13 protein-coding genes and 1 tRNA gene are annotated in these 13,500 nt (G+C 44.3%); 5 read left to right on the forward strand and 9 right to left on the reverse strand.

Translation table 11 applies throughout. The annotated features are described in order from the left end of the window. Positions 1-599: 599 nt before the first annotated feature. The 5 genes from ACYVGR_RS04275 to ACYVGR_RS04295 all read right to left on the reverse strand — a co-directional run bounded on the left by ACYVGR_RS04275 (position 600) and on the right by ACYVGR_RS04295 (position 7,496). Positions 600-4,325 (reverse strand): PAS domain S-box protein, encoded by a 3,726-nt coding sequence (locus tag ACYVGR_RS04275; RefSeq protein WP_460954042.1) that lies wholly within the window; start codon positions 4,323-4,325, stop codon positions 600-602. A gap of 785 nt (positions 4,326-5,110) precedes the next feature. Continuing rightward, positions 5,111-5,560 (reverse strand): DUF1440 domain-containing protein, encoded by a 450-nt coding sequence (locus ACYVGR_RS04280; protein ID WP_460954043.1) that lies wholly within the window; start codon positions 5,558-5,560, stop codon positions 5,111-5,113. Between the two features lie 12 nt (positions 5,561-5,572). Then, positions 5,573-6,409 carry a helix-turn-helix domain-containing protein gene (locus ACYVGR_RS04285; RefSeq protein WP_460954044.1) on the reverse strand — a complete coding sequence of 279 codons (837 nt, stop codon included), beginning with the start codon at positions 6,407-6,409 and terminating at the stop codon, positions 5,573-5,575. 65 nt (positions 6,410-6,474) lie between these two features. Next, positions 6,475-6,906 (reverse strand): hypothetical protein, encoded by a 432-nt coding sequence (locus tag ACYVGR_RS04290; RefSeq protein WP_460954045.1) that lies wholly within the window; start codon positions 6,904-6,906, stop codon positions 6,475-6,477. Further along, a complete protein-coding gene (locus ACYVGR_RS04295; RefSeq protein ID WP_460954046.1) occupies positions 6,903-7,496 on the reverse strand; it encodes an RNA polymerase sigma factor in 594 nt (197 codons plus the stop codon). Before ACYVGR_RS04295 ends, ACYVGR_RS04290 begins: the two co-directional genes overlap by 4 nt. 73 nt (positions 7,497-7,569) lie before the next feature. On the opposite strand from ACYVGR_RS04295, the gene ACYVGR_RS04300 reads away from it, so the two are divergent. Next, positions 7,570-7,890: a hypothetical protein gene (locus ACYVGR_RS04300; RefSeq protein ID WP_460954047.1), complete on the forward strand. Its 321-nt coding sequence runs from the start codon at positions 7,570-7,572 to the stop codon at positions 7,888-7,890. A gap of 87 nt (positions 7,891-7,977) precedes the next feature. Here ACYVGR_RS04300 and ACYVGR_RS04305 read toward each other — a convergent pair whose 3' ends face one another. From ACYVGR_RS04305 to ACYVGR_RS04315, 3 genes are all read right to left on the reverse strand, one after another. Next, entirely contained in the window at positions 7,978-9,645 is a 1,668-nt protein-coding gene (locus ACYVGR_RS04305; protein WP_460954048.1) for a hypothetical protein, read from the reverse strand. 362 nt (positions 9,646-10,007) lie between these two features. Then, a complete protein-coding gene (locus ACYVGR_RS04310; RefSeq protein ID WP_460954049.1) occupies positions 10,008-10,634 on the reverse strand; it encodes a Crp/Fnr family transcriptional regulator in 627 nt (208 codons plus the stop codon). A 63-nt stretch (positions 10,635-10,697) separates the two neighbouring features. Beyond that, a complete protein-coding gene (locus tag ACYVGR_RS04315) occupies positions 10,698-11,189 on the reverse strand; it encodes a hypothetical protein (protein WP_460954050.1) in 492 nt (163 codons plus the stop codon). A 116-nt stretch (positions 11,190-11,305) separates the two neighbouring features. Between ACYVGR_RS04315 and ACYVGR_RS04320 the strand changes: the two genes are divergently transcribed. The 3 genes from ACYVGR_RS04320 (at position 11,306) to ACYVGR_RS04330 (ending at position 12,833) form a co-directional block, all read left to right on the forward strand. Continuing rightward, complete coding sequence (locus ACYVGR_RS04320) at positions 11,306-11,614, forward strand: hypothetical protein (RefSeq protein ID WP_460954051.1); 309 nt, start codon at positions 11,306-11,308, stop codon at positions 11,612-11,614. 242 nt (positions 11,615-11,856) lie between these two features. Next, positions 11,857-12,315 (forward strand): glycerophosphodiester phosphodiesterase family protein, encoded by a 459-nt coding sequence (locus ACYVGR_RS04325; RefSeq protein ID WP_460954052.1) that lies wholly within the window; start codon positions 11,857-11,859, stop codon positions 12,313-12,315. A 134-nt stretch (positions 12,316-12,449) separates the two neighbouring features. Further along, the gene (locus ACYVGR_RS04330; protein WP_460954053.1) at positions 12,450-12,833 is read left to right on the forward strand and encodes a VOC family protein; all 384 of its coding nucleotides are present in this window, start codon (positions 12,450-12,452) and stop codon (positions 12,831-12,833) included. 72 nt (positions 12,834-12,905) lie between these two features. Here ACYVGR_RS04330 and ACYVGR_RS04335 read toward each other — a convergent pair. Continuing rightward, positions 12,906-12,979: transfer RNA gene (locus tag ACYVGR_RS04335), tRNA-Arg, on the reverse strand. A 171-nt stretch (positions 12,980-13,150) separates the two neighbouring features. On the opposite strand from ACYVGR_RS04335, the gene ACYVGR_RS04340 reads away from it, so the two are divergent. Continuing rightward, positions 13,151-13,486, forward strand: a complete 336-nt coding sequence (locus ACYVGR_RS04340; RefSeq protein ID WP_460954054.1) for a hypothetical protein — start codon at positions 13,151-13,153, stop codon at positions 13,484-13,486. Positions 13,487-13,500 lie beyond the last annotated feature (14 nt).

The raw sequence follows: 13,500 nt of genomic DNA on the forward strand, positions 1-13,500 counted from the left end.
CAGACACTTAAAATTAATTGTTAATTTTATTACGCTACAACAAGTGTGGAAAATGGGTCAGTTTTTCCACATAAATGGGGCTACGTGGATACTTCATTCCCGTTATATCGTGGAAAAACTAATATTCATCTTCCTATGGCATCAACTGAACAGGTCAGCCTTGATTAATTAGAGAGCGAGTTCAGGTACTTGTTTTACACCAAGTTCCTTCCATCCCAAAGGGATGCTACTATTGTAGAAAATGGAATAATATCCGTGATAAAACCCTGAAAGGGTGCCATCCCTTCGGGGTTTAGGCAATGACTTCTTACCAGTTGCTGTAATGCTGTCAACCCTTCGGGTTTGGCGTAACTTCAGTTAAGTAAGTATCAAAACAAAATAGCCAACCTAACAGACAAAGCCCTTCCTTTCGGGTGGGGCTTTATCTGTTAGGTTGGCTATAACGCTTATGAATTACGGTGGGTACTATTTCTTAGATAACGGAATGGTCTAATAGTCACAAAAAATATAGTAGTTATTTTACATACAGCTCCCTTAAGAAAACAAGATACTGATTTACAGCCATATAGCAATTAAATCTCTACTAAAATTAATATGAATTATACGGGCAGGTAAACACTAAACGTCGATCCTTTACCTGGCTGACTGCTGGCGGTGATGGCACCCCCATGATTGGCCGCTACTCGTTCGCAAATTGCCAAACCGATACCCGTTCCGGCAAACGCGTTTTTGCTATGAAGCCGCTGGAAAACCTGAAAAATCCGATCCAGATATTTCTCATCAAACCCTACTCCGTTATCCGCAACATCGATTCGATAATAGGCCCTAACTGCTTTAGTGGGTTTAATTGAATAAGGCAGTTCCGTTGCTAACACTGCCTGACAATTAATCTGAATAACCGGAACTAGCGTTGGTTGGCGAAACTTGATCGCATTGGATAGCAAATTCTGAAAAAGCTGGTCCAGTTGTGAAGCATCCCCCACAATGGTAGGCAAAGAGCTAACCTGAATCGTTGCGTTTGTTTCGGCAATACTCAGCTCTAGTGTGGTCATTACCCGATCCAGTATGGCATGGAGCGATACCGGCGTGCTGAGTTCAAGCTGGGTAGATATCCGCGAAAAGTCGAGCAAGTCCCGAATTAGGGTAGCCATTCGACTGGCGGCTGACTGCATCCGCTCGATGTACATTAACTCTTCGCCCGACAATGACTTTTGACGAATCAACAACAAGTCGCCGAATTGCTGAATTTTACGCAAGGGCTCCTGCAAATCATGCGAAGCTACGTAGGCAAACTTTTGCAGGTTATCATTCGAGCGATTGAGGAGTAGATTGGCTTCTTCCAGTTCCTCGTTGATGGCGGCATATTCTTCATTGCTGGACTCCAGTTCCTCGTTAATGGCGGCATATTCTTCATTGGCGGCCTCTAATTCTTCGGTCCGTAGCTGTACTTCGTTTTCGAGTGCTAGTTTGAGTTCCTGCTGAATGGTAATATCCTGAGCGGTGCCATTCAGCCGAATGGCTATTCCATTGGCATTAACGATGGTCTTTCCCTGAGCATGCAGGATTCGTTTCGTTCTGGTTTTGGGATGGGTGACGGTAAAGATTTCATCGTACATCCCGTTTGATTCAGGATTTAAGGCCCGATTTATTGCCAGCGTAATCCGTTCCTGATCCTCGATCTCAAGAATTGGAATAACGTCGTTATACGATTGTTGCTGCGGATCATACCCAAACCACTCAATCATGCGCTCAGAAAAAGTCAGCTGATCGGTGGCTACATCGATACTCCAGGTACCCAATTCCGCCAATTCGATTGCCCCTCTAAGACTGGCTTCTGCTTCTTCTAGTTTCTGGTGGGCAATAACTTGTGAAGTTACCTCGATAACCGTGCAAATAACCCCGTTAACATGTCCATCTATATCGAGCAAAGGCTTGAAGGTATAGTCATAAAATCCCCAATACGATTCGCCATTTCTGACTAACTCTATGTGTTCTGCCCAGGCTATAAAGGTTTCTGCCGTAGCTAATACTTCCCGGTATTTATCCAGAAACTCAGTTCGTTTCAATTCGGGAACGGTTTCCATCACAGGCTTTCCAATGATTGACGCATCACGCCCAAAGATATCAAGCATCTTTTCATTGGCTTCCCGCAGAATCATATCCGGCCCAATAAAGACCAATTTAGCAACGGGTGAATTGTAAAATACCGTTCGGGCAAAACGCTCACTTTCCTCGATTGCCTGGCGAGCCAGCACCTGTTCGGTAACATCAACAGCCATATTTAAAATGGCATAAACTTCTCCTCGTTCATTGAAAACCGGCTGATAGGTGAAATTGAAGTAAAACGTACGCAGCTGCCCGTGAATCACTAAATCGCAACGGTCTGCGGTTGCCCGATACGCTTTCCCCGTCGTATATACTTCATCCAGTATCTTAATGAACGGCTGATCTTCCAGTTCGGGCAATACATGGGCAAAAGGCTTACCAAACACGGTATCGCCTTTTCCCCAGAAACCAAGCATGGGTTCGTTCGCCAACTCAATAATAAGCTCCCGGCCCATAAGCAGACCAGTAGCTACCGGCGCCTGCTTAATTAGCGAGCGAAAACGGGATTCGCTCTGAAGGAGTGCCTCTCGACCCGATACAATTTCCTCAATATCAATACAGTATCCAGCGTATCCTGCAAAACGACCATCTGCTTCGTAATACGGATCACCAGCCGCGCGACACCAAACGATGGCCCCATCGCCTTTTTGTAGCCTGAACTGAACATCATAATGCGAACGGGTAGCAATGGCGTCTAAAAAATCGGCTAGACTCCGCTGTCGATCGGCCTCCATGATGGCACTGACCCAGCCTACCCCTAACAGGTCTTCATAAGCCATTCCTGTCCACTCAACCAAGGTTTTATTAAGATACGTTAACCCACCGGTCTCGTCCGACAGCCATAAACCAGTCGGTGAACTGTTGGTTACATTACGGAATAAATTCTCACTTTGGCGCTGAATCTGGTCTAATTGTTCTTCGACTTTCCGCAAAGCCTGGCGCTGATTTTCTGATTCGGTAACGTCTTTGACAGTTCCTGAAAACGTGATGGGCTGGCCCGTTTCATCATAGACAAAGCCGCCCGTCACATTTACGAAATGGATCGAACCATCGTCCCAAATAAACCGTGCTGTGTAGTCAAGTTTACCCGTTTTAAGGCCAGTTTTCGTAGCTTTTTCCCGTGTCTGTCGGTCATCGGGATGAACATAGTTTAAAAACTCATAACGGGTTCGCGCTTTCTTAGCTGGGTCTCCGCTAATGATAGCCGCATAAGCAGGTGTATAGTCAATTTGTTCAGTGAACAGATCCACTCGAAACAGGCCCGCCCCTGAGCTTTTTATGGCCAGATCGGCTAACTGCTGCGCTTTTTTCTCTTTTGTAATATCCTGTAACGTGCCATTGAAGCGATAAGCAACCTGTTCATCCGTAAACGAAACTCGTCCTTTAGCCCTAACGATCGTTTCCTGTTGAGTTAGCGGATGAACAATGCTATACTCCACCTCATAATAGCCTCCCGAATCGTATATCAGTGCCTGCTGAATGGCCTCGCTCACCCGTTGGCGATCTTGTTCGGCAATAACATTGATAGCCAACGGCAACTCAACTTCATCATCCGGTAGTAACCCAAACCACTCTTTTAAGCGAGCATTAGCCGTAAACTTATTCGTAACCGGATTTAAGTCCCAGGTACCTAGCTCGGCAGCGTCGATGGCAAATGTTAATTGATCCTTACTTTCCTGAAGTTGTTTGAGGTTTGTTACTTTCTCCGTAGTCTCAAAACAGGTGACAAACACGCCAGCAGGCTTCCCTGATTCATCGCTCACAGGGCTGTAGCTAAAGGTCCAGTATACATCCTCCATCTGACCATTGCGATAAATGGGGAGCAATTGGTCTTCATTCCAGGTGGCTCCCTGGCCCGAAAGCACCTGCTCAATCAGAGGCTTAATAAAGTTCCAGATTTCTGGCCATACTTCAGAACCAGGTTTGCCCAGAGCTTTTGGGTGCTTCCCTTCCTTACCTAAACTTGGCCGGTAAGCATCATTATAAAAACACAGGTGCTGTTCTCCCCAAAACAGAAACATGGGGAATTTTGAATTTAGAATAATGCTCAGTGTGGTGCGCAGACTTTGAGGCCAGGTATCGGGCGTACCCAGAGCTGTTTCCGACCAATCAAGAGCTCTGATTAAGGCTCCCATTTCGCCCCCGCCATTCAGAAAAGGGTAATTATGACTAGACGTATGGTCGTTTTCCTGACTATCAGGCGTGTTTGTATCGGTCATGGAAGAGTAGGAATCGCCTGGTAAATTTACATTTAATCAACTTGTTTATTCAGTCAATTCATGAATTGACAGGTTCCGGCTAAAACTTAATACAGCTAAAACAATGGGAATTAGAATTCTTCAGTGGCGTAAAATACAATAGCTAGTCAACAAAAAAGTTAACTAGCTATTTATCAGGACAGTTCTGTTTTACTTACAGAAAATTCTATAATACACTCACTATCAAAACATTACAGCCAAAATTTATGTCATTATTACTTGAATAGTCAATTATTGCTTGGTCAGAATCAGGCATTTTTATGGCAATATCTACTCAGACAGAGCACGAAAGCGTACTGCATCGAAAAGTTAGGTAAAGAAAGTATCTGGTGCTTTGGCAAAATAGATTCTAGGTGATTCTATAGATTCTTTAGGCCCTATTGTGCTGATAATCAAAGACGATAGGACCCAAAGAATCTATAGAAACTAAATTGGACGAGTACTAGTCAATCGGCTTCCTATTTTGGCTATTTCGAAAAACTGGCAAACGTTTTCCCATCATTTTTCTTTTTTACGCCAAAGAATGTCAACGAACCTACAAGTATTTTTATCGGGTTATAGTTAATGGCTAGTAAAAGAATGTTCACGAACTGTAAAAGCCGTTTTTAGTGGCTGCTGCGGAATTTTGGGCACTAAGTGACTACCGTGACTCTCCCAAAATCAACATAGAAAGGCATAGCCAACTAGAGCATCACCACCGCCCAGGGCAGTGGATTACCGAGTTTCATTTAATTCTGCGTGATTGCTTACAAGCCAAACCCAACCAATGGATAATGCTTAGCGCCATAAGCACACGGCAGCCCGATTGCCATGATTAGGATAGCAATGTTGACCAGGGCCATCAAGGGGGAGAACGGCCTTGGCTCGGCCTTCGACAGTGGTAGAACTATCAGGTTCATGATCACCCATACAAATAGACCATATACAACCGCATTGGCAAGGATCGTACCACACGGAAACACCCGTGGAAAAACAAAAAAGTACAACGCAGTCCAGGAAAAGGCGATCAGATAATGGAAACAAAGTCCCAAAAACACCATTTCGTTACCCCCACGGAATGCCTTCGGCCCCAAAGCCGCACTGCTAATTGCTTTTAATAATAGCGAAGGGTTTTGCTTACTTTGGGAAACAAACAGCAGCACAGCTGCACCAAAATCCAGGCTGCCAGCAATCAGCCCTGTGATAAGAACAAGCATATCTTTTTTAGGTCAAAAGTACTGACCGCCGGATAGGCCTGCTTTGTAAAAATGCGACAATTCAGACGGAAGAATCCCCGCATATTTTTTAAACTCATTGGTCAAATGAGCGTGGTCAAAATAGCCGAGGTCGTAGGCGATGTGTAAAAGGCTTTCTTTTACTGTCGTCGATACTTCATTTTTACCTGTCATATTCCGCAAACGCCTTAACACTTCCTGGAAACGGATGATCCGCAAGAATTCTTTAGGGGGAATACCGACGTTTTTTTTGAAGATGCGTTCCAGAGTCCGGATGCTCACATGCATTTGCTCAGCCAGGGCTTCTACCGAAATCTGGCCGCTAGAATCATACATTCGTTTTCGAAGAATTGTAAAATCATAGCTACCCATGTCGGACAAGGCACTACGTGTTGTCCAATCCTTCAGCCAGCTATCCAATCTTGTATCCAGTTTTTCTGCCGGTTGCATCAGCGTGCACAATTCTTGCAGGGGGAACTCAATGAGCGAATCGACTGCCGGTTGCATGGTTTGCGAGAAAAGGGCGTAAAATCCTCCGGGCCAGAAACGGATGCCTGTCAACAAACAGCCCGGATCGCTCCTAAGCACCCCATAAGCGGTCATCGTCCCGCCCAGATATAGTCGCCCTGGATATAAAGGGATACCTGGTTGCCCGTGCGCCATCGGATAAAAATAAGCTGTAGTTTCACCCGCATTGCAAATCAGGTCGGCACACCCATCGGCATAGACCCGCCTACCGGAAGGCCCAGTACCCGGCTCCGTTCTTCGTACCCAATAGGCCGCGATGTGTTGACGCCAATCGACACTGGGTATCAATTCGTTGAAACTCATGTCAGCAGCTGCATACTTTTGCAAACAAACACTTTACTATCAGATACTTATTCCTTACTTATCAATCAGATCAACTTAGGTAAAGACGGTCCACGAATCAATTTAAAATCGAGCAGTTGAACGACTAGTAGGCTAAGCAAGCCAAATACTAAGGCCCATTTTATAGGATTTAACATAACCAACACACCCATCAGATCAGTCATGACCCCATCCATAGGTGCCAGTACTAAAGCGGCAATCAACAGACAAATCGATAATCCAACCCACAACCAGCCATAGGATACCGATTTAGTTGGTGCAAGCTGTAACCCCTCAATTCGATTCATAACCCGAACCGAAAAGTCAGTATCGGGCTGGACAGGCAACTCTTTTTTTAGCTCCGCAAACAGTTGTTGATAGAGTCTGGCCTCCGTAAACTGTTTGGCTGAACTCCTATCTGGCAGAGATTTTCCCGCTTCCAACAACTGTTGGATCTGTTCATCAGTAAGTTGGCTCATCGCAAATCATCATTTAAGGAATTGGCAAGTTTGTCTTTCAATAATTTCCGGGCACGGAATAGATAGTTTTTCACGGTGCCGGCAGGCATTCCGGTAATGTGTTCAATCTCACTATAGGAAAACTCGTCCAGATGATACAAAGTTAACACGATCCGATACGACTCGGGTAAGCTGTCAATCAGCTTCTGGATATAGAGCGTAACATCTGTTTGAATGAGAACCTGTTCGGGCGTTTCGTTCGTAAAGTAAACCTGATCAACGGCCTGCTCAGATTGGGTAATCTTCGGTTGAAACTTTCTCAAATAATCGATGGCCGTCAGATAGGCAATACGAGCGATCCAGGTGGCTAATTTGGATTCAAAACAGAACGTATCCAGCCGTTTATAAACTTTGATAAATACCTCCTGGCTAATGTCTTCAACATCTTCAGGACTTGGGACAATTCGTTGCACAACATGGAACACAAGCCTCTCGTATTGCTTTACCAATATCGAAAACGCGTTATGATTACCCTGTTTTATTTGTTGCAGAATCTCCCTTTCGTTGAACATGCCCAGTAGACGAGCGTTAAGGAGCGAAAGTTGCAGCAAAGTTTAGAAAGGTTGCAACCTTTCCTGGCCAGGCCCCGTCTACTGGCACAAACTCACATAAACGTATCTTACTATGGGCGGTCCTCATATTGTTGGCGTCATTCTGTTTCTAGTGATTGGCTTTATCATAAATAGCCTGTTTTCATACCTGCTCAGGAAACGCATTATCGATTCAGGGCAGATCGATAAAGAAGCGCTTGAAGTACTCTTAAAACCAATTGGCTCGACCACAGAGTCTCTAAAATGGGGTTTGTTATTACTCTTTGGCGGTTTAGGTTTAGTAATTCTGGAGTTTATCCCCTACGAGGCTCATGACTCGCCTTTACCTTATGGCATCGAAGCCGTCTGTCTGTCGCTTGGCTTTCTGACGTATTATCTGTGGATGCGTAAATAGACGGCATGATAGCCAGAGGGCTTGTTGCACAAGGTTGAAGCAACCTCTCTGGCTATCATGACTCCGAATAGTCACGATATTGGCGGGTTATTGATCGACTAAGCTTAACGCAAGACTATTGCCCTGGGGTTTCAACCGAAAAATGGCGCCGTTTGCGGGTTTATCAAAACTACCTTTTGTAGCCGTCAGATGAAAAGGATGATTCTCAAACGTATAGTTAACCCGGTTAGCCTCTATGGAGGTTACTGGTGTTGTAATACCGTCGGCTACAGTCAGATCAAGATACCAGTTCGAATCGGGCTTGCCTTTGCGGAGTACTGTCAGCGAGCGTTCGTTAATGTCCAGTTCAAAACTACCTTCACCCGCTGGCCATGAAATATGAACCGTACTCTTGTCGACATTGGTAAACGTAGGATCACCCCCTTTTACCGGCGTTTCTTTACCATTTACAAGGGTCATCAGGCGCAAGCCAGCCAGTTTACCCCGTTTGCTCCAAAGGTAGCCATCAACCACGGGCAGGGTAAAGAACGAACACTCGTTTGATTGGGCCACTTCCGTTGTGTACTTATCAGCGATCTTCTCATTAAACAGATGAATATCCCTGATGCGTAACGTGTTGTCCTCCCAAAGTAGATTTAGGCGATAGAATCGGCTGTTGTACCAAATCGTTTTTTGATCGCTACCGGCTATATCTTTGGTTACCGCGAAGGAGGTGGCTGGCGTTACGGCGTAGTTTTTCTTGAACCACAAGGCCGACTGTTCCATGGTCTCCACCCGGATTTTTCCTGCTTTCTTTAACTGAGCCATCAACGGCATTTGTAATTCGAGCCCTTTCTGCATGGCTGGCCAGGTAAAGGAGTTCTCCTGCCCTGCCTGGGTGTAGTTAAAGTTTAAGGCCGGATCATTGGTGAACGTCGTAAAGAACCATTTAATCCATTCTTCGCTACCACCCGCTTTAGGATAGACGGGCTCGAGGGTGATAACCCCCTGCCTTGCCGAACTAACACCAGTATCGTATTGCCGAATAGGATCACTGCCCAGTAGCCTGAATACGGGTACGGGCAACTGCTTTTCTGCATGTTGAGCTGGCATGTACGAGTTGATGCGGCTTGGATAATAAGCCTGGTTCCAGTAACCGCCCCATAAGGTATAGCCATCTGTACCATACTGATCCTTACAATTGGCTGATGCCACGATCTTATACTTATCGTACATGTAGTTCAGCGAATGGGCATCGATAAACCAGGAAGCAATAGTACGCGGATAATAGCCAAATATGGCTTTAAAATCGGCCATGTAAACATCGATCAGCTTTTCGCGCTCAGCCGGTGTATAGCCGGTCGAGAAACCTACATCGGCATGCCAGTCCCACGGATAGCGGCCCTGCCACTTCAGGCCCGCTTTTTCGACCAATGGTTGCGGAATTTCCCACCAGCCTCCAATTTCAAAGCTGCCTTTAGGTAGTTTTTTTAACAATTGCTGATAGCGACTGTCCATCAGCGCATCATATTGTAATAAGAAAGTACCACCAAGCTTGTATTGGTTCATGAGTTTGACCTGCTGGACAACAGTTTGGTACAGCACATCCTGGGTTATTTTAGCATCGCGCGGTTCAAGCAAACGGATGAAATTAACAATGTTCACTATTTTGGGCTCAGGAGCCTGCGCAGCCTTGTTAGGTTGCGCGTTGCCGGTAAAAGCCGTCAATACAGATATGAGTATAAAAATGGACCGAAGGATCGTGTTCCTATGCATAAGTAGGGTTTAAATAGGCAGGGTAAGGATTTCTGGTAGCCTTTAGCTGACCCAAGTTGGCATTAGATTCCTTTCAAAAAGGAATTTATAGGCATAAGTTACTTTCAGAAAGACACGCATAGTCACGATCCCACTACGGCCTATGAATGGTCTGCCCACCTTTGTGAAAAGTATAACCTATTATTTATGAACCGTAGAGTTGCCTCCCCCTTCCATCTATGCGCTCATTATGGCTTTCCTGTTCTTTGGAGTAAGTAAAACGGTGAATAGTTCGTTTTACCTTGGTTTGCTGTTTGTAATGGCCTCTGTGCTTTTGCAAAGCCTTATTTCAGTAGGCAGAAGGCCTAGAAAAATAGCAGAGATCAACCGCTATGCAGGCTACCCTCTGCTGTATAATGATTACCCTGTACTCGCTTCTTGATCCTGCTTAGCGATTGATTTTTTATCCCTAAATAGGACGCGATATGAAAAGCGGCTATTCGTTCAACAATCCTCGGGTGTTCTTTTACTAAATGTAGATAGCGTTTTTCGTTGTTGAATAATAATAGATACTCAGTCCGTCCTTGTGATTGATGAAAAAAGTGTTCGGCCAACATTCGTCCAAAACGCTCCCAGGATTTATGGTTCAGGTATAAATTCTGTAGATCTGGGTAGGATACATACAAAACTTCGGCATCTTCCAGAGCCTCAATGTAATACACACAGGGGCATTGGTAAAGGAAGCTTCGAAAAGAAACAATGAACTGATCTTCCGAAAAAAAGAACATATTTTTCTCTTCATTCGTAATTGGATCACAGTAGTACACTCTAAAAATTCCCTTTACAACAATCCCTAAATCCTGACAAACAATATTCTGCATGTTATAAAAACCACCTTTTCGGATTTGCCGCTTTCGCCAAAAAGGAAGACTAACGGAAACATCTTCTTCCGTTAGCCCTGCAAAAGGAATTAATATAGATTTTAAAAAATCTGTTGTATCTGTATTCATCCCAATAGCCAGTATTGGCCTGTTTTAATTCGCTTCTATTGACTGCATATGCTTCAAACGCACCTACAGAGTTAGTTTATTGACTTTTCGCTGCTGTCTAAATTGATAAATCGAACCGCTAACAAAAAGTAGTAAAAGTACAAGCAATGTTTTACCGATCACTGGATCGGCTATGCTCTTAGCCCACGGATGCCCAACCGGAATACGAGTAAATGTTTCATTGACAGTAGGGATTAGCGACAGAAAAAAACTAAACGACAACAAGAAGGTTTCAGCATAACGAGCTCTGTTGTTTTCTCTAAGTCTAATAGAAAGAAAATAAGCCACTCCGACTAAAATCAAAATAAATAGGGAGAAAATATGCCCAGGATTAAAACCACCATTCTTAGAAATTCCTAATGCCGTTAATGAAGTAATGACTGTGCCGTAAAAATATAATTTACCGCTTAACTGTGTCAACTTAATTTTGCCATATCGCACAAATGATACAAGTGCAGCTACGATGGCAATAACACCAATGGCTGTATGAAAAATGCCTAAATTAGAGAGTCCCATAGTTTTTGTTTTTTGCAAACTTCTGAAGGAATACCCTACTAAAAATTCACTTAAGTTAATTTGGGTAAATCTTTTTTTAGCAGGGTGGTTATGTCGTATCAGTCAGTGGACCGAAAATGTACGACATTGGCTTACAGGATTGGATGGATCGGGCAGCCTCAAACACGCAACTCTACCAAACTGTAACCATTGATGGCGACAAGTTGACTTATCAATCCTATACGGTAACGGGGGAGAAATACGATTCATTTGAACTGCTCAAAGCCAGTAACGGCCAGAACACGTTGAACGATCAGGCACCTGTCTTATCAATCGAAAAACTGGAGTTGCCTGTGGATTATCAGAAGAAATACACGCCAGAACAGCTAAACGAGTACCAGAATCGTTTTCAGGAATTCAAAGCCCGTAAACAGGCGAAGAAGTAATATGGACCTCTAAGCCAGGAACAATCCACATATGAAACCAAGTCAACTTTCGGAACAACAGGTTCTGAAGAAGATTCAGAAAAGACTAAAGTAAGTCATTAAATCGTATGAGAAAGTGATTCTTCAATTGGAGGGGCAATTGGACAAAGAAGTTTGATGTAGGCAGCAAACCACATCCTCAATTTGCTCAGCAGCAGAAATTCAAGGCGTACAAACCACTCCTTTCCGAACTGATCGACTCGGTGGAAACCTATGCAAAAGCGAAGGGGTTGCCTCTGCCGATATATAATATTGAGATCAAATCAGCACCAAATGGGGACGGAATTTCTCATCCCGAACCAAAAGAATTTGTCGATCTGGTAGTAGCGGTATGCCAACAGAAGCAGTTAGGTAAGCGTCTGACTATCCAGTCGTTTGACGTTAGACCGTTGCAATTGATTCATCAGCAATTTCCGAACATCGCCCTTTCCTATCTGACAGCCAACGCCAAAACACTGGACGAAAACTTAGCTGCTCTTGGTTTTAAACCGCACACGTACAGTCCCTACTACAAAACAGTAACGCCCGATATGGTGAAAACCTGCCACCAGCAAGGCATGCTAATAATCCCCTGGACGGTCAACACTAAAGGTGAGATAGAAAGTCTTCAACAACTAGGTGTTGATGGTATCATTTCAGATTACCCTAATCTGTTCAAATAAGCTAAGAATCAACTGCGAAAAGTGCCCGATCAATGCTGAATCGGGCTTTTTTGTGTTCATCAAATGACTACTGACATAAGGCTGTCAGTGGAGCGTATTTGTTTTGCGACGATAAATAAACACGCTCCTACAACATGAATTTTTCTTCGATCCGGATTATTACCGCCGATATCAAGCGTCTGATTGATTTTTACCAACAAATTACGGGTAAATCCCTAACCCAATACACAGCTGATTTCGCCGAGTTGCGTACAGATTCGGTAACTTTGGCCATTGGAAGTACAAATACATTAGCCCTTTTTGGGGGTGACAACATTGCCAAAGCTGCCCAAAATCATTCCATTATTATTGAGTTCCGCGTTGATGACGTTGACGCCGAATATGACCGTCTAGCTACATTTATTGGTGACAGCATAGTTCAGCCACCAACAACTATGCCCTGGGGAAACCGTTCACTCCTCTTCCGGGACCCTGATGGGAATCTGGTTAATTTCTTTACACCAGGCGTAGTAATATGAGCATCTAAAATTTGTTGTCCCTAAAACAAAATCAGCTAGTTAGCTTTATTGCTGACTAGCTGATTTTTAGCGTGATCCCGATTGGATTCGAACCAATGACCGCCTTCTTAGAAGGAAGATGCTCTATCCAGCTGAGCTACGGGACCGTCTTTGAAGCCGCAAAACTACGCCGATTACGACTGTTTTGCAAAAAACAGTACATCAATGTTTGTCATATACCCCGATTTCTGCCACAAGAGTGTGATTACAGGCCAATAACATTTACTCTATTTTGACGGTTAGGTACACGTTAGCTCCCTTGATCTCACTGCATACACATGGCCAATCAATCCGAAAATCTGAAGATTATCTTTTTTGAATCCGCATCTGAAAGTAAACCGGGTAAGGTGGTAGCCGATGGCTATTTCAGCTTTGTTCCTACGTTTAAAGAAGGCGATACAATCAACATGACCTTGGCCCGACGGGAAGCCAGCAACACGACGGTCCATAATCCAATTGGCCATAAAACACACCGGGTCGATAAAATGGACTGGGTGATGATGGTTGACGAACGGTCGAAAAATGCACTGGCAACGCTCGTTGTGTCCATTTCGAAAATTGATCTTGTCGACAAAGTTGCCGATACGCCTGCCCTCACGGCTACGCACGGCTAATCGCCATCTGCTGC

This window comes from Spirosoma litoris (genome assembly GCF_054776755.1).